This window comes from Bradyrhizobium sp. A11 (assembly GCF_042077125.1).
Taxonomy (GTDB): Bacteria; Pseudomonadota; Alphaproteobacteria; order Rhizobiales; family Xanthobacteraceae; genus Bradyrhizobium; species Bradyrhizobium japonicum_B.
On the sequence record NZ_CP149509.1, the window covers coordinates 54,942 to 76,762 of the forward strand.

The following is a 21,821-nucleotide window of genomic DNA, read 5'->3' on the forward strand; positions in this document are numbered from 1 at the left end:
TAGGGGTATATAGACCGCATGCGCAAAGACATCAAGGCATCTGTCGGAAAACGCCTCGGCCGGATCGAGGGCCAGGTTCGCGGCCTCTCGAAAATGGTAGAGGAGGACCGCTACTGCATCGACATCGTGACGCAGATTTCGGCGGTGCGGGCCGCGCTGCGCCGGGTCGAGGAGGAGATCCTGAAGGATCACGTCGCCCATTGCGTCGAGCACGCCATCGCGAGCGGCGACAAGGCCGATCAACGCGCGAAGATCGCGGAGCTGATGGCGGTGATCGGACGGGCGGAGCGGTAGCGCACGCTCGTAGCGTTTCGGGCGAAGCGGGCGAAAGAACCGCGGTCTCGTACGGTGGGCAAAGCGGAGCGTGCCCATCATCCGTCAGGGATCGCGGAAGAACGTGGGCACGGCGCTTTGCGCCTTTGCCCACCCTACGAGATCGGGCGAGATTTCTCTACGTCGTCATGCCCTTCGCCGGGACGGCAGCAGACCTATGCGGCCATCGCCCGCGCCCGCTCGCGATACGTTGCGAGGTCGCTCAGTTGCACGAAATGCTCTGAGAAATTGGAGCCCATCTCCGCAAGGCGCGTGCTCACTTCCTCAGCCGGAATCTCGTCCGGCGCCTCCTGGTCAATCGCTTCAGGAACGAGCGGCGGCGCACTGATCGTTTCTGGAAACACACTGAATGTGCCCGCTACCTCCTCGAGCGGCTTCTGCTTGTCGGCCCAGTGCAGCGCGGTGTAGTCGAATCCGTGCACGATGGTGGGTTTGACGACTTCGAAATAGGGCGAGATGTCGAAGTCGCGGGGCATGTAGAGCGACGAATCGCGGATGTGCAGGATCTCGCGGCGCGCGGCGCGGCTGCCGGCCTTGGTGATCTTCGGCAGGATCGGGTAGCGCACGGCATCGAACGCCTGCGCGATCAGCGCCGAGCAGATGATCTTGGTCGGATCGCCCGAGCCGATCGCGATCATGCGACGCCGCCAGCGCTGCGGTATCGGCATCGGAAACAGATAACGCATCAAGTCGACAATGTTCTTGGTGTCGTAGCCGAAGCCGATACGGTTGATCGCATAGCGGCAGACCGTGGTGCGATCCTCATAGGACAGCCCGACCGGTCGGCAGAGGCGGGTGTGATACGGGAAATATTTCGACAGCGGCGCAGAGGTGACGCCTTCGCCGATATTGGCCTCGATCAGCACATGCGGCTCGCCGTCGGGCTCCGCGGCGCCTCCGACCGGACCGACATAGAGCGCGGCATGCGACCAGGTCGACTGCGTCAGATATTTGATGATGCCGGAGATGCGGTTGTTGCCCTCGACCAGCAGCACGTCGCCGGGCTCGATGACGCCGCGCAGGTGCTCCGGGTCGCTCGGCGTGAACGGCTCGTAGCCCGGCACCTCCTTGGAGAGGTACGCGGCAATCAGCTTGCCGACTGAATCCAGGACCGTCCCCATGTCGAACTCCCCCCACGGCCTTTCCCGGCCGTCTTTTTCCCTTCTCTATCATGGTCGAAACGTCTTGCAATTCGGTTCATCACTCCGTGAGGTCAAGCACGATTGATTCACCATGGTGGTTGCCGTGCAACATCAGATGCGGCAAGGTTCGCTGACTGTTCCCGTCCGCCGCAAGTCCTCGGAAACCATGACATGACCATCACGCGCCGCGGTTTCCTTGTCGCGTCGGCGGCTGTTGCCACGGTGCCGGCCCTGCGCGCCAACGCGGCCAGCCTGCCGCGCGAGGCCGACATCGTCGTGGTCGGGGCCGGGGCTGCGGGAATCGCTGCGGCGCGGCGCATCATGGCGACGGGCCGCAAGGTGGTCGTGCTCGAAGCGGCGTCCCGGATCGGCGGCCGCTGTCTCACCGATACCACTACTTTCGACATGCCCTTCGACCGCGGTGCACGCTGGATGTACAATCCAGATACCAATCCGATGATCCGGCTGGCGCGCAATGCCGGGCTCGATGTGCTGCCGGCGCCGTCCGGCCAGAAGATGCGCATCGGCCGCCGCAACGCGCGAGCGGGCGAGACCGAGCAATTCCTGGCGGCGCTGGTGCGCGCCAACCGTGCCATCGACGAGGCGGCGCGCGGCAAGCTGGATACTTCCTGCGCGTCCGTACTGCCGAAGGATCTCGGCGACTGGGCGGGCGCGGCCGAGTTCTTGTTGGGTGCGGGCTTCGCCGGCAAAGACCTCAAGGAGCTGTCGGCGATCGACAAGGGGCGTGCGCAGGACCGCAATGCGGCCATCGCCTGCCGTCAGGGCCTCGGCACGCTGATCGCCAAGCTCGGCGAGCAGGCGCCGGTGGCGCTGTCGACGCCGGCGAGCCGAATTGCCTGGAGCAACCGTGACGTCAGCGTGGAAACGCAAGCCGGCAAGATCGCCGCGCGCGCCGTCATCGTCACGGTCTCGACCAACGTGCTGACATCGGGCGCGATCAAGTTCACCCCCGACATTCCCAAGCGCACGCTGGACGCGGCGGCAAAGCTCGGCCTCGGCAGCTACGATCGCATCATGCTGCAATTGCCGGGCAACCCGCTCGGCTTGTTGCGCGACGATATCCTGATCGAGCAAAGCAACTCGACGCGCACGGGGCTGATGTTCGCCAATATCGGCGGCTCCTCGCTCTGCTCCATCGATGTCGGCGGCGCGTTCGGCCGCGAGCTTTCCGAGCAGGGCGAGAAGGCGATGGCGGCCTTTGCCAGGGAATGGATCACAAAGCTGTTCGGCAGCGAAGCTGCTGCCGCGGTGCAGAAGACCAGCGCCACGCGCTGGAACGCCTCGCCTTACGTGATGGGCGCAATGTCGGCGGCCGCTCCCGGCGGTCAGCTCTCGCGAAAGGTTTTGGCGGAGCCGATCGGCAATGTGTTCCTTGCCGGCGAAGCCACCCATGACACGCTGTGGGGCACTGTCGACGGCGCCTGGGAAAGCGGCGAGCGCGCCGCGGACGCGGCCTTGCGCAAGATCGGCGCGCTCAAGGACGACCCTGCCGACGTGCCGACGCAGTCGACGAAGAAGCGGCGCGTGCCGAGGCAGTAGGACAATTAAGGCGGCAACACATTCCGCTGTCGTCCCGGACAAGCGCGCTCCAAGGCGCGCGCAGATCCGGGATCCATAACCCAGGAAGTGGTTTTACGAAGACTCGGAGTTGTCAGCTTCGCGCAATAGACGCTCACCGGGATTGTGGGTCCCGCGTGCGCGGGGACGACACGGTGGTTTACCGCAAAACCCCGTCCAGCACCGGCAGCCCCGCGATCACCGCCATCGCAATCAGCGCGTAGCAGATGCCGCGAAACACTTTTTCGCTGGCGCGTCCGAACAGCGAGGCTCCGAACGCGACGCCGGCCGCATAGACCGGGCCGACGATCAGCGCCAGCGCCAGCGATTCGCGGCTGATCAGGCCGGTGGTCGCGTAGCTGATCATCGAGAACAAATCGGAGGCGCCGAAGAACAGCACGATGTTGGCGCGCGCGACCATCGGTGCGATCGGACGGCCGAGCCAGTAGCCGACGATCGGCGGGCCGCCGGTCTGAGCGAGACCGCTACAGAAGCCGGAGAGCCCGCCGATGCCAACCGAGAGCCAGGCGTGGTCCTTGCCGCGATAGCGCCAGCCCGACAGCAGCAGAAGCAGCAGCGCAGCGACGAAGCAGGAGATGATCCAGCGCGTGGTGACGGGCTCGAGCACGCTGAGGAAATAGGTGCCGGCGGGTACGCCGACCAGCGCGCCCAGCACGATCACCGCGGTGGCCTTGCGGTCGGCCCGGCGCCATGCGTCGGGCAGGAGCGGCGCGGCCGAGACGAAATCGATGACGAGCAGGAGTGCCGCGACCAGCCGCGGCGCGGCAATGCTGCTCGCCAGCGGCATGAAGATCAGCGCCGCGCCGAAGCCGGAGAAGCCGCGCGCGGTGCCCGAAACGAAAGCGACGGCGCAAAGCGCCATCGCGATGCTGAGGCTGACGTCCTTCGGGAGAAAGTCAGCAAGGGTCATGTTGTCCATTCCGGAGCATGATGTCGTCCGAAAACCGCTTCACGCCTTTCGGCATCATGCTCGCAGAGTGCCGCCCGTCTTCTTCGTCACCTCGGCCACGATCTTGGCGGCGACGGCGTCGATCTCCTGATCGGTCAACGTCTTCTCGCGCGGTTGGAGCGTGACCGCGATCGCGATCGACTTCTTGCCGTCGTCGATGCCCTTGCCCTCATAGACGTCGAAGACGTTGACGCCGGTGATCAGCTTCTTGTCGACGCCTTGCGCGGCGCGCACGATGTCGGCCGTCCTCACGGTGCGATCGACGATGAAGGCGAAGTCGCGCGATACCGGCTGGAACGCCGACAGCTCGATCAAGGGCTTGGCGCGGGTCGGCTTCTTCTTCGCCTCGGGAATGCGGTCGAGGATCACCTCGAACACGACAAGCGGGCCGTCGGCGCCGAGCGCCTCCAGCGCGCGGGGATGCACCTCGCCGAAATATCCAAGCACGTTCTGCGGCCCGATCTGGATCGTTCCGGAGCGGCCCGGATGCAGCCACGACGGTCCACCCGCGACGATCTGCAGCGCCTGCATCGGCGCACCGGCCGCGGCCAGAACCGCCAGCGCGTCGGCCTTGACGTCAAACACGTCGGCCTGCGCCGAGCCCGACCAGTGCCGCCCCAGACCTTCGGACGAGGCAAAGCCGCGGCGCACGCCGCTTGCGGCCATGGACTGGTCCTGCGGGCGATCGCCCCTGAAGATCTGGCCGACCTCGAACAGCGCGACATCGCTCATGCCGCGATTGGCGTTCGCTTGTGCCGCCGCGATCAGGCCCGCGAGCAGCGTCGGGCGCATGTCGGAGAGGTCCGACGCGATCGGGTTGGCGACTTCGAGCTCGCGCTGGCCGCCGCCGAACAATTCTGCCGCGGCCTTCGTGATGAACGACCAGGTCACGGCTTCGATGATGCCGCGGCTTGCCAGCGCCCGCCTGGCGCGACGGGTGCGCAGCTGAAGCGGCGTCAGCACCGGTTTGCGGGCGTCCTCGCCGCGCTCGAACGGCGTCATCGGCACCTTGTCGACGCCGAAGATGCGGACGATCTCCTCGACGATGTCGGCCTTGCCGTGGACATCCGAGCGCCACGAGGGCACCGCGACCTTCACCACCGGGCCCGGGCCCGCCATCATGAAACCGAGATGGGTCAGGATGCGCTTCATCTCGGCTTGGGGCACCTCGATGCCCGACAGGCGCTTGACCTCGGTGATCGGGAACTCGATCAGGCGATCGTCGCCAAAGGCCTTGCCGACCACGACGCTCTCGGACGGCGTGCCGCCGCACATTTCCATCACCAGCTTGGTCGCGAGCTCCAGCCCGGGCACCATGAAGGCGGGATCGACGCCGCGCTCGAAGCGGTAGCGCGCGTCGGAATTGATGCCGAGCTTGCGGCCGGTCTGGGCGATGTTGATCTCGTTCCACAACGCCGATTCGATCAGCACGTCGGTGGTAGTCTCGTCGCAGCCCGAGGCTTCGCCGCCCATGATGCCGGCCAGCGATTCGACGCCGTGCTCGTCCGCGATCACGCAGATCGCGGGATCGAGATTGTAGGTGCGGCCGTCGAGCGCGAGCAGGCTCTCGCCGTCGCGGGCACGGCGAACGACGAGATTGCCCTTTACCTTCTTGGCGTCGAACACGTGCAGCGGCCGCGCGCGGTCGTAGGTCATGAAGTTGGTGATGTCGACCAGCGCGTTGATCGGACGCAGGCCGATCGCGGTCAGCCGCTTCTGCAGCCATTCCGGCGACGGCCCGTTCTTGACGCCGCGCACGAGACGAAGCGCGAAGCCCGGGCACAGCGCGGGGTCCTCCACCGTGACCTTTACCGGGCAGGGGAATTCGCCCTTGATGGGCTTGATGGTCGGGTCTTTGAACTTGCCCATGTCAGCTGCGGCGAGGTCGCGCGCGATGCCGTGCACGCCGGTGCAGTCCTGCCGGTTCGGGGTCAGATTGATCTCGATCACGGGATCGCCGAGTGCGGCCCATTCGGCGTATCCGGCACCGATCGGTGCATCCGCCGGCAATTCCATGATGCCGTCATGGTCGTTGGAGATCTGCAGCTCGGCCGCCGAGCACAACATGCCGCGGCTCTCGACGCCGCGGATGGTGCCGACACCGAGCGTGATGTCCTTGCCGGGAATGTAGGTGCCGGGCGGCGAGAACACGCTGACGAGGCCCGCACGCGCATTCGGCGCGCCGCACACCACCTGCACCGGCGCGCCACCGTCACCGGTGTCGACCATGCAGACGCGCAGGCGGTCCGCATTCGGATGCTGTTCGGCCGAGATCACCTTCGCGATGGTGAAAGGCTTGAGCGCCTTCGCCTTGTCTTCGATGTTCTCGACCTCGAGCCCGATCATGGTGAGCTTGTCGGCGAGCTTTTCGAGCGGCTCGTCGGTGTCGAGATGATCCTTCAGCCAGGAGAGGGTGAATTTCACGAGCTCAGCCCTCCCGCCAGCGTCGGCACTTCCAGCGGCTTGAAGCCATAGTGGCTCAGCCAGCGCACGTCGCTGTCGAACAGCTGGCGCAGGTCGGCGATGCCGTATTTCAGCATGGCGATGCGGTCGATGCCCATGCCCCAGGCGAAGCCCTGGTACTCGTCGGGATCGATGCCGCAGGCGCGCAGCACGTTCGGATGCACCATGCCGCAGCCGAGAATCTCGAGCCAGTCCTCGCCTTCGCCGAAGCGGATCTCGCCCTTGTCGCGGCGGCACTGGATGTCGACTTCCAGCGACGGCTCGGTGAACGGGAAGAACGAGGGACGGAAGCGCATGTTGATGTGGTCGACCTCGAAGAACGCCTTGCAGAACTCGTGCAGGATCCATTTGAGATGGCCGAGATGCGAGGTCTTGTCGATGACGAGGCCTTCGACCTGGTGGAATTGCGGCGTGTGCGTCGCGTCCGAATCGATGCGGTAGGTACGGCCCGGGCAGATCACGCGGATCGGCGGCTTCTGGCTCAGCATGGTGCGCACCTGCACCGGCGAGGTGTGGGTTCGCAGCAGCATGCGCGAGCCGTCCTCCTTCGGGTTGAAGAAGAACGTGTCGTGCATCTCGCGCGCGGGATGGCCTTCCGGGAAGTTCAGCTTGGTGAAATTGTAGTCGTCGGTCTCGATGTCGGGGCCTTCGGCGACCGAGAAGCCCATGTCGGCGAAGATCGTGGTCAGCTCGTCCCAGACCTGGCTCAGCGGATGGATGCGGCCGGCCTCGGCCTGAGCCTCGCGCAGCGGCAGCGTGACGTCGACGGTCTCGGACGCCAGTCGCGCATCGAGTGCCGCGGACTTCAGTACATCGCGTCGTGCGGCGAGCGCCTCGCCGACCTTGTCCTTGGCCTGGTTGATCGCCGCGCCTTGCGTCTTGCGCTCGTCGGGCGACATCTTGCCGAGCGTGGCGAGCAGCGCCGAGATCGAGCCCTTCTTGCCGAGGGCTGCGACGCGCACCGCTTCGAGCGCGGCTTCATCGCCGGCGGCGGCGATCTGGTCGAGGATGGATGTTTCGAGCGTTGCGAGGTCGGACACAGTCAAATCCTTGGCTCCAAATTCGGCAGGGTTGTCGCCGCCGGAAGGGCGTAACGTCAAGCGAAAAGCCGGCGTTTTCGGGCTCCCGCCCGGCTGGGTTGAACCTCGCGCGGGGGCGGGCCACCAAGGGAGGATACGAGGAGACCTTCGCGATGCTTTCGAAATGCCGTTGGGCCGTGCTGGCCGCTGTTCTCTCCATCGCCGGTACCCCGGCGCGCGCCATGGTCTGCATGGACCAATCCATGACGCTGGACGAGGTCGCGGCCGCCATCAGCAGCCAAAAGAGCTGCGCAAGCGCGATGAAGGTCTTCAGGGATTGCCAGCTGACCGCGAGCGGCGATGTCGAGCTCGGCGCCGCCGTCGAGCAGAAGTGCGAGGCGGACTTCAAGCCCGGCCTCAGTGCCGCGCAGGCGCAGGCCTACAAGCGCGAGATGCACGCATGCGACGTCAAGTACCGGAACAAGTCCGGCACCATCTATCAGTCGTTTACGGCATTCTGCCGGGCGGAGGTCGCCCAGCGTTACTCGCAACGCGCGCTGCAGGCTGCGGGCCGGAAGGCCCGCTAGCGCAAGCCTTACGCCGCCAGCGCAGCCTTGGCCTTCTCGGCGATGGCCTGGAACGCGGCGGGCTCGTTGATCGCGAGATCCGACAGCACCTTGCGGTCCACGGTGATCCCGGACTTGGCCATGCCGTCGATAAATCGGCTGTAGGTCAGGCCGAACGGACGGACGGCAGCGTTGATGCGCTGGATCCAGAGCGCGCGGAACGTCCGCTTCTTACGCTTACGGTCGCGGAAGGCGTACTGCATCGCCTTCTCGACCGCCGGCTTGGCTGCGCGGATGGTGTTCTTGCGGCGACCGTAGAAGCCCTTGGCGGCCTTGTAGACTTTCTTGTGCTTGGCGTGGGCGGTCACACCGCGTTTGACGCGAGACATGACGAAATCCTTCAGAGATGACTTTGGTTATCGGATTGCCGCGCAAAGGCGCGGCACGTTCGGCAGTGATCGTGGACGCGATCAGGCGTTCGGCAAGAAGTACTTCTTGACGTTGTCGCCGTCGGTCTTGAACAGCACGCGGGTGCCGCGGAGCTGACGGATCTGCTTCTTCGTCCGCTTGATCATGCCGTGACGCTTGCCGCGCTGGGCGTGCATCACTTTGCCGGTGGCAGTCACCTTGAAGCGCTTTTTAGCGCCCGATTTGGTCTTCAGCTTGGGCATTTGGCTCTCCTAATGGCCACAGAGATCCGCCCGCGAAGGCGGCTGGCCGTCAAAAATGCTCGTTAGAGCGTTGATTGTGCTCAGGTTTTACGAACTAGCGCGAAACCCGCACGGACACCGCCACGGCAGCCCTTAATCAGCCGGGCGATGAAGGCTGGGCTTATGGCAGAGGACAAGCCAATTGGCAACGATGAACCGACGGAACTTGGTCGGCGACTATCCGATGTTGCCACCCCCATGTCCCAGCCGTGTCGCCCGGAGCAGGACCAAAATGGCTCGTCATTCCCGATCGCTTTCGCTTTTGACCGGTTTCGCCCGCCCGCGCCGTCTGGCGCTGTTCGCCGTGCTCGCCACGGCCGTGCTGCCCTCGACTGCCGACGCCCGCGTCGGCAGCTATGACGGCATCTGGAATGTCACCTTCGCCACCACCCGGGGCAATTGCAGCTCCGGCTACAGCGTGCCCTTCACCGTCATCGGCCGCCGGGTCTCGTCCGCCGGCGGGGGCCGGGTCTCCGGCACGGTCAAGCGCGGCGGCGCCGTCGCGGTCCAGGTCTCGGTCGGCGCGTCCCATGCCAGCGGCGGCGGCCGGCTCGCCGGCGTGAACGGCGCCGGCTCGTGGAAGGGCGTTATTTCCGGCGACCCCTGCAGCGGCACCTGGCAGGCGACGCGGACCTGAAGGTCCGATCGATCGCCACAGCCCCGGTGCGCTCCCACTCCCGCAAGCGGGCGAGGGTGTAGCAGCGCTCGTGGCCTGCACCTCGACCACAACAAAACGGCCCGCCGGAGATCCGGACGGGCCGTCAAACTTGCTATGGTCCCAACCAGTCGCGATCAGCGCGGCGCCAGCACCATGACGACCTGGCGGCCTTCGAAGCGCGCGTCCTGCTCGACCTTGGCGAGCTCGGCCACGTCGGTCTTGATCTTGTCCAGAAGCTTGGTGCCGATCTCCTGGTGCGCCATTTCGCGGCCGCGATAGCGCAGCGTAATCTTGACCTTGTCGCCTTCTTCGAAGAACCGCTGCATCGCGCGCATCTTCACATCGTAATCGTGATCGTCGATCATCGGGCGGAGCTTGATCTCCTTGATTTCGACGGTCTTCTGCCGCTTGCGGGCTTCGGCGGCTTTCTTCTGTGCCGAATACTTGTACTTCCCGTAGTCCATAATTTTGCAGACGGGAGGGCTGACATTCGGCGAGATCTCGACCAGATCCATGCCGGCTTCCTGAGCCATGCGGATTGCCATAACTGTCTCGACGGTGCCTTTGTTGTCACCGGCCGCGTCGATCAGCTGGATCTGCGCATTGCGGATATCATCATTGATGCGCGGCCCGTCTTTGCTGGCAGCGGGCGGAGCTTTATTAGGACGGCGAATGGGTGGTTCTCCAAAGTTGTGAAAGAAGCGGCTATCTTGAAGGAAGATGCGGTTGCCGGCAAGCAAGTCGCTCGTGCGGGAAGCGAAAAACCCTCAAATGCGAGGCATTTTGGCCACGCCCGGGCACGCTGATCGACATAGACACCTTGCTTCTGTTCCGCAAGCGTCCCAAAGGGCCAATGCCGCATCCGATTGCGCCGCAGAAGGCGCCCCCGACAGCTCAAACCGCACAGTCAGAGTAAACGTTCCATGACCGATCCAATTCCCGATGCCGTGCCCGACTTCATCGATGTGGGCGAGGGGCCGTCCGCACGCAGGATCGCGGTCCGCCACCGTGCAGGCAGCGGCCCTGGCCTGGTCTGGCTGGGCGGATTCAAGTCGGACATGCAGGGCGGCAAGGCCGTGGCGCTGGACGGCTGGGCCCGGGATCATGGCCGCGCCATGGTCCGGTTCGACTATTCCGGTCACGGCGAATCCGGCGGCGATTTCGCCGATGGAACCATCGGCCGCTGGCTCGAGGACAGCGTTGCGGTATTCGAACGCTTCTGCGAGGGCCCGCAGGTTCTGATCGGCTCGTCCATGGGCGGCTGGATGGCGCTGCTGCTCGCGCGCGAGATCAAGAAGCGGCAACAGCAACAGGAGGAGAAGCAACAAGCCAAGGCCTCGCTTGCCGGGCTCGTGCTGATCGCGCCGGCACCTGATTTCACCGAAGAACTGATGTGGAAGAATTTTTCGCCGGCGGTGAAGCAGGAGATCGAGACCAAGGGCGTCTGGATGAGGCCGTCGGACTATGGCGACGGCTCGCCCTATCCGATCACGCGGAACCTGATCGTGGAAGGCCGCAACCATCTCGTGCTCGGCAGCGCCATCGATCTCGGCTGCCCGGTCCGCATCCTGCAAGGTGCGAAAGATCCCGACGTGCCCTGGCAGCACGCCTTCGCGCTGACGCACCGTCTGCCGGCCGACGATGTCGTGCTGACCATGATCCAGGACGGCGACCACCGCCTCTCCCGCCCGCAGGACATCGCCCGCATTCTTGCAGCGGTCGCGGAGATCGGGTGAAATATCTCCAAACAGGCGGTGTCATCGTCCGCGAAGGCGGACGATCCAGTACGCCGCGGCCATTGTGATGAACTGAGAAGCCGCGGCGTACTGGATGCCCCGGTCCCGTCTCCGCCAAGGCTACGCCGGGGTCAGCAGGGGTGCTCGGCCGCCGAAGCTTTAGCGAAGGCGGCAAGCCGGGGCATGACCGGGATCGGTGAGGGAGAAGCGCCAATGACAGACACCACCGCCATGCTGCGCGCGTTCTGCGCCGCCGTCGAGCAGCGCAACGGCCGCGCCTTCGCCGAGTTGTTTACGGAGGACGGCGTCTATCACGACGTCTTCTACGGCGCCTTCGCAGGCCGCGCGAAAATCGCCGCGATGATCGACGACTGGTTCTACCGCACCGCGACCGATTTCCGCTGGGACATGCATGATCCCGTCTCGGACGGCACCACGCTCTATGCGCGCTACACCTTCAGCTATCGCTCGACGCTGCCGGAAGCGAACGGCGCGCGGGCGATGTTCGAAGGCGTCGCGATCATGACGCTGAAGGCAGGAAAGATCGCGAGCTATCACGAGGTCGCCAACACCGCGCCGGCGTTCGTCGATCTGAACTTCGCGCCGGAACGCATCGCCAAGATCGTCGCCAAGCAGGGCGCCGAGCTCAAGGCGCGACCGGAGATGCAGCGGCATCTGACGTAGCCTCTTCGGGCGCCGTTCTCTCTTCTCGTCATTCCGGGGCGCGCGTAGCGCGAACCCGGAATCCATCGGGCGTCAGACTAGGAGGAGGAATGGATTCCGGGCTCGTGCTTCGCACGCCCCGGAATGACGGACAGAGGGCGGCGCGCGCTCCTACCGCTTCGACGGATTTGCCATCGGCTTGCGCTGCGCCAGCGCGGCGACTGTCGCGGTGCCGATCGGGCCCTGCTCGTCATAGAGCCAGCATTCGCCGATCGCGACGCCATCGGTGGCGTGATGGTTCACCACCTCGAAGCCGATCCACTTCGTCACCGGAAGTCGGTGCAGATAGATCGTGACGTCGCTGTTGATGTAGCCGAGGCCCTTGTCGCCGGCATTGGCGAACGGGCTGGCGAAATCGGCGCCAACGGCGACATGGACGAACGGCGTCATCGCCACGCCGGCAACGAGTTCGCGCACCTCGCTCATCCAGAGCCGGCGCGGCCCGAGCGAGCCCATGTGCCCGACGATCGGACGCGTCGTCCATTTGCCGTTCATGCCGAGCCTCGGATCGGTCGGCTTCGGAATCTCGTCCGGCTTCGGCACCTCCCAGTTCGGCGGCGACCAGACGTTGCCTTCGGGATTTTGCGTCTTGCGCAGCAGCTGGCAGGAGGCGCGCGCCATGCTGACCCCGCCGGAGACGAATTCCGCTTCGACCACGCGGATGCGCAGACCGTCGCGCACGAGGCGCGTCGTCACATCGATCGGCTTGTCGATGGTCGGCAGCCGAAACATGTCGACGGTGAGCCGCGCCGGCACCAAGTCGGGACCGGAATGGCGCTCCTCGATGGCAAAGCCGAGCAGGCCGACGATGACGCGACCGTGCAGCGATTTCGGATCCCAGGGACCATTGGCCACTTCCGTCGGATGGAATGTATCGCCGTCGCGGGTGAAGAAAGGCATGTTTGTCATGCGCGCGAGATTGCGGGAATGGAGAGGGAAATCAAGGTCCACGATCCTCATCCTGAGGAGGCGCGAAGCGCCGTCTCGAAGGATGCAGGCCCCGCCGGTGCATCTCGGCCTCTATCCTTCGAGACGCGCGCTTCGGGCGCGCTCCTCAGGATGAGGGGTCAATAGCTGCCTGCCACTCCTCACGCACGCTCTCGTCGTGCTCGCTGCTCGCAGCAGCGGACTTCGTCGCCTCAAACTCTTCTCGCTCCAGCAACTGCCCCAGCGCCCACACCGCCGCCCCACGCACCAGCGGACTCTCATCGTCCAGCAATCGCCGCGCCTCGGCCGCCAGCGCGGCTTCGCCGGAGTTGCCGATCGCGATCAGCACGTTGCGCAAGAAGCGGTCGCGACCGATGCGCTTCACCGGTGACTTCGTGAACAGCGCACGAAAGGTGGCATCGTCGAGCCGTGCCAGTTCGGCAAGCGACGGCGCGCGCAATTCGTCGCGCGCGGCGAGCTTGGCTTCGCGTCCCTCCTGCGCGAACTTGTTCCAGGGGCAGGCGGCGAGACAATCGTCGCAGCCGTAGATGCGATTGCCGATGGCTTTGCGGAATTCGCGCGGGATCTGTCCCTTGTTCTCGATCGTGAGATAGGAGATGCAGCGTCGCGCATCGAGCTTGTACGGCGCCGGGAAGGCCGCGGTCGGGCAGATCTCGAGGCATGCCCGGCACGAGCCGCAATGATCGATCTCGGCGGCGTCGCGCGGCAGCTCCAGCGTGGTGTAGATCGCGCCGAGGAACAGCCAGGAGCCGAATTCACGCGAGACGAGATTGGTGTGCTTGCCTTGCCAGCCGAGATGCGCGGCCTGCGCCAACGGCTTCTCCATCACCGCCGCGGTGTCGACGAACACCTTCACGTCCGACGGCGCGGTCGCGACCAACCAGCGCGCCAGCGCCTTCAGCCGCTTCTTGATGAGGTCGTGATAATCGTCGCCCTGCGCATAGATCGAGATCGCCGCGCGCGTGCGCTGCTTCAGGATCGCGAGCGGATTGGAATCGGGACCGTAATTGACGCCGAGCATGATGACGCTGCGCACGTCGTTCCACAGTCCGCGCGGATCGACGCGGCGCTCCGGCTGCGCCGCGAGCCAGTCCATGTCGCCATGGCCGCCGGAGGCGATGAATTCGAGAAAGTATTTTCCGGCCGCTTCGATCGTGCCCGGTGCGGTGATGCCGATGCAGTCGAAGCCGAGCGCGAGGGCTTCGCGCTTGAGCGCCGTCTTCAGTTCAGTCGGATCGGAGTTCAGAAATCCAGGTCCACGTAGGTCCGCGATGCCGGCACGCCGGCCAGCCATTCGCTCAGCAGCGGACGGAACGAGGGGCGGGATTTCACCCGCGCGTACCACGCCTTTGCTGCGTCGTCCTCGCTCCATGGCACGTCGCCCAGATAGTCGATCGCCGAGAGATGCGCCGCGGCGGCGAGATCCGCGTAAGTGAGCCGGTCGCCGGCGAGGAAATTGCGGGTCTGCGCCAGCCAGCCGATATAGGCCAGATGATAGCGCACATTGGCCTTGGCGGCGCGCATCACGTCGGCAGACGGCGGCCCGCCGCCGTTCTCCTCGCTCATGAAGCGCTTGTAGATGCGCTCGGTGACGAGGGGATGCGAGACCTCTTCGAAGAATTTTTCGTTGAACCAGGCCATCAGCCGGCGCACCTCGACGCGCTCGGCAAGCGCCTCCGGCATCAGGCGCTTCACGCCCATCTCGGCGCCGTAGGCCTCGTCGACATATTCGGCGATGATCGCCGCGCCCGGCACGGGCGGCTGGTCGTCGTCCACCATGACGGGCGTCGTGCCGGCGGCGTTGAGCAGCAGAAATGCCTCGCGCCGTTCCCAGCTGCGTTCTTCGACCAGCTTGAGGTCAAGCCCGTATTCGCCCGCGATCAGGCGGATGAAGCGCGAATGCGGACAGAACGGATGATGAAACAGCGTAAACATGAAGCCTTTGACTATTTGATGGTGCTTAAGAATCCATCAATGTTTGTGCGCCGCCACACTAGTCCTTCATAACCGCGAGGCAAGGGCGTGATTTCGCATTTTGCGATTGCGGCATGGGGGCGAATAGGCGAGAAGAGCCCCGCTTTTCAAGCCGAAATGGACCGTAAATATGTCAGACGCACTACGGGCAGTGATCCTCGGCATCATCGAGGGTGTGACCGAGTTCCTTCCCGTATCCTCGACCGGCCATTTGCTGCTCGCTGAGCGCTTCTTCCATCTCGGCGAAGGCGCGTTCTGGGATTCGTTCACGGTTCTGATCCAGCTCGGCGCGATCCTCGCCATCGTCGGGCTCTACTTCAGGAAGCTCTGGGACGTCGTGATCGGCATGTTCACGGGCGATGCCGATGCGCGCCGCTTCGTGATCGGCGTGCTGGTGGCGTTCCTGCCGGCCGTGATCGTCGGCCTTGTCGCCGGCAAGTACATCAAGGCCTTGCTGTTCAATCCCTGGGTCATCTGCTTCACGCTGATCGTCGGCGGTGCCATCCTGCTCTGGATCGACAAGCTCGAGCTGAAGCCGCGCGAGCATGACGCCACCAGGTTTCCGCTTCTGATGTATCTCTATATCGGCATCGCGCAGTGCGTGGCGATGATTCCCGGCGTATCGCGCTCCGGCGCCAGCATCGTTGCTGCGATGCTGCTCGGGGCCGACAAGCGCGCGGCGGCGGAGTTCTCGTTCTTCCTAGCCATCCCCACCATGATCGGCGCGTTCGCCTACGACTTCTACAAGAGCCGCGCCGAGATGACGACGGACCATATGGGCATCGTCGCGATCGGCTTCGTGGTGTCCTTCATCACCGCCATCATCGTGGTGAAGACGTTCTTGACCTACGTCACCCGCCACGGCTTCGTGCTGTTCGCCTGGTGGCGTGTCATCGTCGGCACGCTCGGCCTGATCGCGCTGGCGCTCGGGCAGTAGCCTCGAAGTTCAGGTTACAGCAGTCTCAACGCTGAAGCTCGTCAGGCCCCGCCATGACGACGGAGAGACGACCCCTCACGCGCTCTTGCGCTGGAATTGCCCGGCTGCGCGGAACCGCCAGAGATATTGCGGGGCGATCGCTTCCAGCGAATCGGCGGCGATGCCGAGCCCTTCCAGCGTCAGGCCGGCGGCCTTTGCCGCCTCCGACACGACGTTGTCGCGCTCGAGCAGCGTGACCTGGTCCGGTGTCAGCTTGAACGCGCCCGGCGCGAATTGCAGGAAGGCTGCCTGGAAGCGGGCAAGGCCGAACGGCAGCGGCACCAGCATCCGCTCGCGGTCGGTGATCTCGAGGATGATTTCGATGATCTGGCGCATGGTCAGCACCTCGGGCCCGCCGAGCTCGTAAGTCGCGCCGGCCTTGGCCTTGCCGTCGACGGCGTCGGCGACCGCGGTGGCGACGTCGCCGACATAGACCGGCTGCATCCTGGTCTCGCCGCCGATCAGCGGCAGCACCGGCGACATCCGGGCCAGCGCCGCGAAGCGGTTGGTGAACTGGTCCTCGGGGCCGAACATCACGGAGGGGCGGAAGATCGTCGCCGAGGGCACCGCGGCCAGGACCGCCGCCTCGCCGGCCGCCTTGGCCCTGGCATAGTGCGAGGGGGATTCGGCATCGGCTCCGATGGCGGAGACATGGACCAGGCCGGCGCCGGCCGCGGCCGCCGCCTTGGCGACCGTTTCGGCGCCCCTGGCCTGGACCGCCTCGAAGGTCTGCTCGCCGCCCTCGGCGAGGATGCCGACCAGATTGATCACGACGTGCGAATCCCGCAGCGCCGCCTCGACCGAGGCCGGATAGCGCAGATTCGCCTGCACGGTGTGGACCTGCCCCACCCGGCCGGAGGGCTGGAGGTATCCGGCCAGTTCCGGTCGCCGCACCGCGACCCGGACCCGATAATCGCGCTTGCACAGGGCACGGACGACATTCCGGCCCAAAAATCCCGAACCGCCGAAAACCGTGACCAGCGTGTCCAGATTCGATGCCATGGGAGCCATTCCTGCGGAAAAGAGTGCGTCTTGTCAGGCTTGTATCGGGCCGGTTTGCGATGCGCAATCGGCATCCCGAACCGGGCTTCAAGCATGAATTGACAACGGCGTCACCGAACCGTAGTAACCGCCTCCGTGCCCCAAACGGCATGCCCAGGTGGTGGAATTGGTAGACGCGCTGGCTTCAGGTGCCAGTGGCTTAACGGCCGTGAAGGTTCGAGTCCTTTCCTGGGCACCACATCCTGTTCAAGCGCTTGAAATCGCTCATTTGCATGGGATTTGAGCCGCTGATCGGTCCCAAAACCGGGACACAGCGCTGATGTGTACCGAATGGCCTCCACCGCTCGTCGGCCCGACTCAGATCGCAGGCGAGCTGGGGCGGCTGGCTTGGCCGATCGCTCGGCAACGCGCCGACAGCCGTTGCCCGGTCATCCATGAACGACGTCCACCGCGCTCGCGGCCGAAGCCCTCGTCGCGATGGGGCAAAAGGCCGGCAAAGCTGATGACGACCAGCGGCTAAGAGGTCTCAGTGCTCGCTCACCGCAGCGCCGAGCTTGATCAGGCTCAGCGCGTGGTTCGCGGTCTCGCGCAGGCGGCAGTAGCTCGCGCCGCCCTTGTACATGCCGGGATCGACTTTGTCGAAGGCCGCGCAGAAGCGATCACGCGAGGCGGCGAAAGTTTTCTGAGATTCCTCGGCGGCCTTGATCACATCGGTGAACCCGCCGGCCTTCACTTTCTTGAGCGCCTCACTGGTTTTCTGCGTCCAAACCGCGAGTTCGCGCGCCGCGCAGGCTTTCCATTTGGCGACGTCGTCATTTGCGCCATCTGCCGCCTTGATGCAGGGGTCGGCGACGAGCCCGACGCATGCGCCGCCAAAACCGCCGGTTTTCTCCGCGGTCTTCAGGCAGGCATCGATCACTGCAAGGTCGGCCGGCGCGGTGCCTTGGGCCAAAGCCATCGATGCGAGCGGGAGGCTTGCGGCGAGCATCGCGGCGGCAAGTTTGAGCTTCATTGGAGATCTCCGTTCGGCGCATCGAAGCTTTGGTCATCGAAGGCCCAGCGTTGGTTCACCTGGGTGTGGCATAGGATGAGATCTGCCTTAGATCGAGAGAGGTGGCAGCTCACGCTGCGCGCGGGACAGGTATCAGTGGACCGTCCCCTCACACCACCGTCTTCCCCACCCTTTCCGCCACCGCTTTCTGGACGAAATACATCGCCACCAGCGCGATGAGCGTCGTGGCGACGACGACGTAGCCGATCCGGTCGAAATGGAGCAGCGCGCCGTCGGGCGCCTGCGCGATGATCGCGCCGGCGAGCACCGAGCCGAGGCCGCCGGAGAGCTGCTGCAGCGAGGCGCTGATGGCGCTGAACGAGCCGCGCTGGTCGGGATCGGGGATCGCCGACATCAGCGCCTGCGACGGGATCATGCGCGAGAAGATGCCGACGAACATCAGCACGTTGACGAGGATCGCGGTCGCGAGCGTGACGTGGCCGAGATGGGTGTAGATCAGCACCATGATCACCGACACCGCGCTGCCGAACACGAAGGTCGGATACTTGCCGAACGTGTCGCTGGCGCGGCCGACCAGCGGCCCCGTGACGATGCTGAACAGGCCGGAGACGAGATAGATCGTGGGCAGATGCGTGATGTCGATGCCGAGATTGTTCACGGTGAAGGCGCTGGAGAACGGCATCAGCATGTATCCGCCGGTCGCCAGCAGCGTCGTGACCGCGAACGCCAGCGAATAGCGCGGCTGCGCGAGTGTCGCGACCAGATGGTGGAAGGGGCTTCTGTCCTGCTTCAGCTTCAGATGCGCATCGACCGGCCTCATGGCGAAGGCGATGACGGCGATGGCCGCAATCGACACCACGACGATCGCGATGAAGCAGACATGCCAGCTCCAGCGATTGGCGAGAAACAGCCCGGCGGGAATGCCGAGCACCTGGCTCGCCGCAAACGCGGTCTGGATGATTCCCATCGCGCGGCCGCGGATATGCAGCGGGAACAGATCGGTGATGATGGCGAGCACGACCGCGCCGATCACGCCGCCGAACAATCCGGTCACGATCCGGCCGAGCAGCAGCACATGGAAGTTCGGCGCAGCCGCGCAGAGCGCGGTGCCGAGCGTGAAGCCGACATAGAAGAACAACAGCAGGCGCTTGCGATCAAAGCGATCGGCAAAACCGGCGGCCAGCACGCCGGAGATGCCGGCACTGAACGCGTAGGCCGACACCGCGACGCCGAACTGGGCGGCGGTGATGTCGAGCGCGGGCATCAGGATGGCGCCGAGCGGCGACATGATGATGAAGTCGAGGATGATGGTGAACTGCGTGAACGCGAGCAGCGCGATGAGAAGCGCCTGATAGCGCGAGAAGCCGCGCGGGCGTTCCGATGGGGTGTCGATAGGCGCAGCGAGCGTCTGTTCGGTCATGTTCACCTGATTGATGGGGAGGGAGCGCAAAACTGGCAGATGGGGTCGGCCGGGACGATGTCTACGTGCGCATGGCCTAGATTGCATGGGAATATGAAGCTCAGGCCGGGTTGTGGGATTCAGGCAACAGCCCGCCGGCCAAGGCGCGGCCCATCCCCGCGCAAGCTTGCTTGCGCGGCCCGCCGGCAATGGCTACACCGCCGGCAATCCGAATTAGCTATTGTGCCGACACAACCGATTCGACCCGAGGTTCTGAAACGCCATGACCGTACGCCTGCACCGCGGCGACCTGCCCGACCTCACGCGCTACACCAATGCGGTGGCGATCGACACCGAGACCATGGGGCTGAATCCGCACCGTGACCGGCTCTGCGTGGTGCAGCTCTCGCCCGGCGACGGCAGCGCCGACGTGGTGCAGATCCCCAAGGGCCATACCGACGCGCCGAATCTGAAGGCCCTTCTGGCCAATCCCGCCATCACAAAAATCTTCCACTTCGCGCGGTTCGACGTCGCGGTGCTGTACCAGACCTTCGGCGTCATGACCGGGCCGATTTATTGCACCAAGATTGCCTCGCGCCTGACCCGGACCTACACTGACCGCCACGGCCTGAAAGACCTCGTCCGCGAGGTGCTCAATGTCGATCTGTCCAAACAGCAGCAATCCAGCGACTGGGGTTTTGACAGCCTGACCGAGCCGCAGCTCGCCTACGCCGCCTCCGACGTGCTGCACCTGCACGCTTTGCGCGAGCGGCTGGATGCCATGCTGGTCCGGGAAGGCCGCGCTCAGCTCGCCAGGTCCTGTTTCGACTTCCTGCCGACCCGGGCCCTGCTCGACCTCCAGGGCTGGGCGGAAGAGGACATTTTCGCGCATTCCTGAGCCCTCGAACGCCGGGTAGACTCCGGTCTGCGCCCCGTTTCGGACACTTTCCTGCGGCCTGTCCAAGCCTGATACGTCAAGGCTTATGTGCCAAGGCTTACGTCCAAGGTTTACGTCCGCGGCTGCATCTTGCGGCGGCGACGGGTACAATGGGGGCGCCCTCGACCCGGCTTGGCGTGCGACACCTCAGGAGTTCAGGTGAATTCGGCCCACAATCCCACCTACGACGCCGCGCTCGCGGCGAAGTTTGCCAGCGCGGCGCGCCACAGCCGTCTGGTGCGGATTCTGCGGGTTGGGGTCCCCGCGACGGTGGTCGTGGCCATGGCCGTGATCATCTACATCGCGTTCTTCAACAAGTTCAGGATTCCGGAGCTGCCGCTCACGGTCGAAAACATGGTGGTGTCGGGCACCAAGATCACGATGGAATCGCCGCATCTGTCCGGCTTCACGCCGGATCGGCGGCCCTACGAGCTCTGGGCCAAGACCGCGACGCAGGACATCACCGATCCCGACCATGTCGATCTCAACGACCTGCGCGCGAAAGTGCTGATGGAAGATCAATCCACCCTGTTGCTCGATGCCCGCACCGGCCGCTTCGATAACAAGCAGCAGCAGCTCGACCTGCACAAGGATATCTTCCTGCGCACCTCCACCGGCTATGAGGCGCGGCTGAACTCGGCCTTCGTCGACATGAACAAGGGCACGGTCTCCTCGGACGAGCGTGTCGACGTCAAGCTGACCAACGGCACGCTGAGCGCCGATCGCTTGCGAATTACGGAAGGCGGCGACGTCATCCGTTTCGAAGGCAATGTGGTGATGCATCTGGACAAGCTGGACGAGCCTGCCGCCGCACAGCCTGCGCCGGTCGAGCCTGCGCCGTCGGCAAAGACACGTACGCCTCAGAACAAGTCTGCCAACTCAAGATGATTTTCATGACCAGGATCTTCTCGCGCAGCGACCACAAGCGGTGCGCCATCATCGGCGCGGCTGCACTTGCAGCCGGGATCGCGCTGGTCGCGGGCAGCGCCGCCATCGCGCAGAGCACGATGCAGGGCGTGCCCAATGCGATGCAGGGCTTTACGCAGAACCGCGACCAGCCGATCCAGATCGAGGCCGCCTCGCTCGAGATGCGCGACAAGAAGAAGGAGGCAACCTTCGCCGGCAACGTCAAGGTCGTCCAGGGCGACACCACCATGACCTCGAAGACGCTGGTGGTGTTCTACGAATCCGGCGGCGACAAGCCCGCCACGCCGCAGCCCGCACCCGCAAAAGGCGCCAAGTCCGCGCCGATGCAGTCGGCGCAGCCGGGTCCGGGCGGCAGCTCCTCGATCAAGCGGCTGGAGGCGCGCGGCAATGTCGTGGTCACCCAGAAGGACCAGGTGGTGACAGGCGATACCGCCGTGTTCGACACCAGGACCAATCTCATCACCATGCTCGGCGGCTCCGGTCAGGTAGTCCTGACGCAGTGCAAGAATGTGCTGCGCGGCGACCGCTTGATGGTCGACATGACGACAGGCGTGTCGCGGGTGGAATCCGACAATGGCCGGGTTCAGGCCCTGCTGCCGCAGGGCGGCGCAGCGATTGCGGCCAGGGGAGCAAGCCCGGCGGGGCGCCGCCTCTGCAATTGCCCGGTGCAAGTAAACCGAAATAATTCAACGGCTTGGTTCGGGGGCGGCCGAACCGAGGTTGAAGCTTGGCCGCTGAGACTGTATCT

The 21,821-nt window shown here is 65.0% G+C and carries 22 protein-coding genes, 1 tRNA gene and 1 pseudogene; 11 read left to right on the plus strand and 13 right to left on the minus strand.

The annotated features are described in order from the left end of the window. Nucleotides 1-18: 18 nt before the first annotated feature. Nucleotides 19-294, plus strand: coding sequence for a metal-sensitive transcriptional regulator (locus WI560_RS00280; protein WP_100177831.1), 276 nt, complete (start codon nt 19-21; stop codon nt 292-294). A 194-nt stretch (nt 295-488) separates the two neighbouring features. On the opposite strand, the gene WI560_RS00285 is transcribed toward WI560_RS00280, so the two are convergent. Then, a complete protein-coding gene (locus WI560_RS00285) occupies nt 489-1,454 on the minus strand; it encodes a YiiX/YebB-like N1pC/P60 family cysteine hydrolase (protein WP_375306437.1) in 966 nt (321 codons plus the stop codon). Between the two features lie 192 nt (nt 1,455-1,646). Between WI560_RS00285 and WI560_RS00290 the strand changes: the two genes are divergently transcribed. Then, nucleotides 1,647-3,035, plus strand: coding sequence for a flavin monoamine oxidase family protein (locus WI560_RS00290; RefSeq protein WP_375306438.1), 1,389 nt, complete (start codon nt 1,647-1,649; stop codon nt 3,033-3,035). A gap of 178 nt (nt 3,036-3,213) precedes the next feature. Here WI560_RS00290 and WI560_RS00295 read toward each other — a convergent pair whose 3' ends face one another. From WI560_RS00295 to pheS, 3 genes are read right to left on the minus strand one after another with little or no spacing between them, the layout of a single operon-like run. After that, nucleotides 3,214-3,984, minus strand: a complete 771-nt coding sequence (locus tag WI560_RS00295) for a sulfite exporter TauE/SafE family protein (protein ID WP_375306439.1) — start codon at nt 3,982-3,984, stop codon at nt 3,214-3,216. Between the two features lie 54 nt (nt 3,985-4,038). Next, nucleotides 4,039-6,447, minus strand: a complete 2,409-nt coding sequence (pheT, locus tag WI560_RS00300) for a phenylalanine--tRNA ligase subunit beta (protein WP_375306440.1) — start codon at nt 6,445-6,447, stop codon at nt 4,039-4,041. Further along, complete coding sequence (gene pheS, locus WI560_RS00305; RefSeq protein ID WP_257179064.1) at nt 6,444-7,526, minus strand: phenylalanine--tRNA ligase subunit alpha; 1,083 nt, start codon at nt 7,524-7,526, stop codon at nt 6,444-6,446. The genes pheT and pheS overlap by 4 nt, the downstream gene beginning before the upstream one ends. 152 nt (nt 7,527-7,678) lie before the next feature. Here pheS and WI560_RS00310 point away from each other — a divergent pair, with 152 nt between their 5' ends. Then, nucleotides 7,679-8,092 carry a hypothetical protein gene (locus WI560_RS00310; RefSeq protein ID WP_375306441.1) on the plus strand — a complete coding sequence of 138 codons (414 nt, stop codon included), beginning with the start codon at nt 7,679-7,681 and terminating at the stop codon, nt 8,090-8,092. A gap of 8 nt (nt 8,093-8,100) precedes the next feature. Here WI560_RS00310 and rplT read toward each other — a convergent pair whose 3' ends face one another. Together rplT and rpmI are read right to left on the minus strand one after the other, a co-directional pair. Beyond that, on the minus strand, nt 8,101-8,460 hold the full coding sequence (gene rplT / locus WI560_RS00315) for a 50S ribosomal protein L20 (RefSeq protein WP_028133567.1): 360 nt from the start codon (nt 8,458-8,460) through the stop codon (nt 8,101-8,103). Between the two features lie 81 nt (nt 8,461-8,541). Then, on the minus strand, nt 8,542-8,742 hold the full coding sequence (gene rpmI, locus WI560_RS00320) for a 50S ribosomal protein L35 (protein WP_008539890.1): 201 nt from the start codon (nt 8,740-8,742) through the stop codon (nt 8,542-8,544). Between the two features lie 271 nt (nt 8,743-9,013). Between rpmI and WI560_RS00325 the strand changes: the two genes are divergently transcribed. Next, nucleotides 9,014-9,418, plus strand: a complete 405-nt coding sequence (locus tag WI560_RS00325; protein ID WP_375306442.1) for a hypothetical protein — start codon at nt 9,014-9,016, stop codon at nt 9,416-9,418. Between the two features lie 155 nt (nt 9,419-9,573). On the opposite strand, the gene infC is transcribed toward WI560_RS00325, so the two are convergent. Beyond that, nucleotides 9,574-10,113: a translation initiation factor IF-3 gene (gene infC / locus WI560_RS00330; protein WP_080672213.1), complete on the minus strand. Its 540-nt coding sequence runs from the start codon at nt 10,111-10,113 to the stop codon at nt 9,574-9,576. Nucleotides 10,114-10,362: 249 nt separating this feature from the next. Between infC and WI560_RS00335 the strand changes: the two genes are divergently transcribed. Beyond that, nucleotides 10,363-11,175: an alpha/beta hydrolase gene (locus WI560_RS00335; protein ID WP_375306443.1), complete on the plus strand. Its 813-nt coding sequence runs from the start codon at nt 10,363-10,365 to the stop codon at nt 11,173-11,175. 213 nt (nt 11,176-11,388) lie between these two features. Further along, nucleotides 11,389-11,859 (plus strand): nuclear transport factor 2 family protein, encoded by a 471-nt coding sequence (locus tag WI560_RS00340; protein ID WP_375306444.1) that lies wholly within the window; start codon nt 11,389-11,391, stop codon nt 11,857-11,859. A gap of 150 nt (nt 11,860-12,009) precedes the next feature. Here the strand turns inward: WI560_RS00340 and WI560_RS00345 are convergent, their stop codons facing one another. From WI560_RS00345 to WI560_RS00355, 3 genes are all read right to left on the minus strand, one after another. Then, nucleotides 12,010-12,807, minus strand: coding sequence for an acyl-CoA thioesterase domain-containing protein (locus WI560_RS00345; protein ID WP_375306445.1), 798 nt, complete (start codon nt 12,805-12,807; stop codon nt 12,010-12,012). Nucleotides 12,808-12,952: 145 nt separating this feature from the next. Then, the gene (gene queG, locus WI560_RS00350) at nt 12,953-14,140 is read right to left on the minus strand and encodes a tRNA epoxyqueuosine(34) reductase QueG (protein ID WP_375306446.1); all 1,188 of its coding nucleotides are present in this window, start codon (nt 14,138-14,140) and stop codon (nt 12,953-12,955) included. After that, a complete protein-coding gene (locus tag WI560_RS00355) occupies nt 14,089-14,781 on the minus strand; it encodes a glutathione S-transferase family protein (RefSeq protein WP_375306447.1) in 693 nt (230 codons plus the stop codon). Before WI560_RS00355 ends, queG begins: the two co-directional genes overlap by 52 nt. 169 nt (nt 14,782-14,950) lie before the next feature. Between WI560_RS00355 and WI560_RS00360 the strand changes: the two genes are divergently transcribed. Beyond that, a complete protein-coding gene (locus tag WI560_RS00360; RefSeq protein ID WP_375306448.1) occupies nt 14,951-15,757 on the plus strand; it encodes an undecaprenyl-diphosphate phosphatase in 807 nt (268 codons plus the stop codon). Between the two features lie 75 nt (nt 15,758-15,832). On the opposite strand, the gene WI560_RS00365 is transcribed toward WI560_RS00360, so the two are convergent. Next, nucleotides 15,833-16,798, minus strand: coding sequence for a complex I NDUFA9 subunit family protein (locus WI560_RS00365; RefSeq protein ID WP_375306449.1), 966 nt, complete (start codon nt 16,796-16,798; stop codon nt 15,833-15,835). 151 nt (nt 16,799-16,949) lie between these two features. On the opposite strand from WI560_RS00365, the gene WI560_RS00370 reads away from it, so the two are divergent. Then, nucleotides 16,950-17,036, plus strand: a tRNA-Leu gene (locus WI560_RS00370). Nucleotides 17,037-17,324: 288 nt separating this feature from the next. On the opposite strand, the gene WI560_RS00375 is transcribed toward WI560_RS00370, so the two are convergent. Continuing rightward, on the minus strand, nt 17,325-17,786 hold the full coding sequence (locus tag WI560_RS00375; RefSeq protein WP_375306450.1) for a DUF1311 domain-containing protein: 462 nt from the start codon (nt 17,784-17,786) through the stop codon (nt 17,325-17,327). Between the two features lie 172 nt (nt 17,787-17,958). Continuing rightward, entirely contained in the window at nt 17,959-19,230 is a 1,272-nt protein-coding gene (locus WI560_RS00380) for an MFS transporter (RefSeq protein ID WP_375306451.1), read from the minus strand. Between the two features lie 262 nt (nt 19,231-19,492). Here WI560_RS00380 and WI560_RS00385 point away from each other — a divergent pair, with 262 nt between their 5' ends. The 3 genes and pseudogenes from WI560_RS00385 to WI560_RS00395 all read left to right on the plus strand — a co-directional run. Then, nucleotides 19,493-20,107 carry a ribonuclease D gene (locus tag WI560_RS00385; protein WP_375306452.1) on the plus strand — a complete coding sequence of 205 codons (615 nt, stop codon included), beginning with the start codon at nt 19,493-19,495 and terminating at the stop codon, nt 20,105-20,107. A 198-nt stretch (nt 20,108-20,305) separates the two neighbouring features. Continuing rightward, nucleotides 20,306-21,034, plus strand: a complete 729-nt coding sequence (lptC, locus tag WI560_RS00390; protein ID WP_257179047.1) for an LPS export ABC transporter periplasmic protein LptC — start codon at nt 20,306-20,308, stop codon at nt 21,032-21,034. 200 nt (nt 21,035-21,234) lie between these two features. Beyond that, nucleotides 21,235-21,564: pseudogene (locus WI560_RS00395) on the plus strand (LptA/OstA family protein); the annotation flags it as partial. Nucleotides 21,565-21,821 lie beyond the last annotated feature (257 nt).

Bases quoted from the DNA above. Each gene is read 5' to 3' on its own strand.
- WI560_RS00345 (WP_375306445.1), bottom strand. From the start codon at position 12,807: ATGACAAACATGCCTTTCTTCACCCGCGACGGCGATACATTCCATCCG.
- WI560_RS00380 (WP_375306451.1), bottom strand. From the start codon at position 19,230: ATGACCGAACAGACGCTCGCTGCGCCTATCGACACCCCATCGGAACGC.
- WI560_RS00310 (WP_375306441.1), top strand. From the start codon at position 7,679: ATGCTTTCGAAATGCCGTTGGGCCGTGCTGGCCGCTGTTCTCTCCATC.
- rpmI (WP_008539890.1), bottom strand. From the start codon at position 8,742: ATGCCCAAGCTGAAGACCAAATCGGGCGCTAAAAAGCGCTTCAAGGTG.
- WI560_RS00385 (WP_375306452.1), top strand. From the start codon at position 19,493: ATGACCGTACGCCTGCACCGCGGCGACCTGCCCGACCTCACGCGCTAC.
- WI560_RS00290 (WP_375306438.1), top strand. From the start codon at position 1,647: ATGACCATCACGCGCCGCGGTTTCCTTGTCGCGTCGGCGGCTGTTGCC.
- WI560_RS00365 (WP_375306449.1), bottom strand. From the start codon at position 16,798: ATGGCATCGAATCTGGACACGCTGGTCACGGTTTTCGGCGGTTCGGGA.
- WI560_RS00375 (WP_375306450.1), bottom strand. From the start codon at position 17,786: ATGCTCGCCGCAAGCCTCCCGCTCGCATCGATGGCTTTGGCCCAAGGC.
- WI560_RS00295 (WP_375306439.1), bottom strand. From the start codon at position 3,984: ATGACCCTTGCTGACTTTCTCCCGAAGGACGTCAGCCTCAGCATCGCG.
- rplT (WP_028133567.1), bottom strand. From the start codon at position 8,460: ATGTCTCGCGTCAAACGCGGTGTGACCGCCCACGCCAAGCACAAGAAA.
- WI560_RS00355 (WP_375306447.1), bottom strand. From the start codon at position 14,781: ATGTTTACGCTGTTTCATCATCCGTTCTGTCCGCATTCGCGCTTCATC.
- WI560_RS00335 (WP_375306443.1), top strand. From the start codon at position 10,363: ATGACCGATCCAATTCCCGATGCCGTGCCCGACTTCATCGATGTGGGC.
- queG (WP_375306446.1), bottom strand. From the start codon at position 14,140: ATGGCTGGCCGGCGTGCCGGCATCGCGGACCTACGTGGACCTGGATTT.
- WI560_RS00340 (WP_375306444.1), top strand. From the start codon at position 11,389: ATGACAGACACCACCGCCATGCTGCGCGCGTTCTGCGCCGCCGTCGAG.
- WI560_RS00285 (WP_375306437.1), bottom strand. From the start codon at position 1,454: ATGGGGACGGTCCTGGATTCAGTCGGCAAGCTGATTGCCGCGTACCTC.
- WI560_RS00280 (WP_100177831.1), top strand. From the start codon at position 19: ATGCGCAAAGACATCAAGGCATCTGTCGGAAAACGCCTCGGCCGGATC.
- WI560_RS00325 (WP_375306442.1), top strand. From the start codon at position 9,014: ATGGCTCGTCATTCCCGATCGCTTTCGCTTTTGACCGGTTTCGCCCGC.
- WI560_RS00360 (WP_375306448.1), top strand. From the start codon at position 14,951: ATGTCAGACGCACTACGGGCAGTGATCCTCGGCATCATCGAGGGTGTG.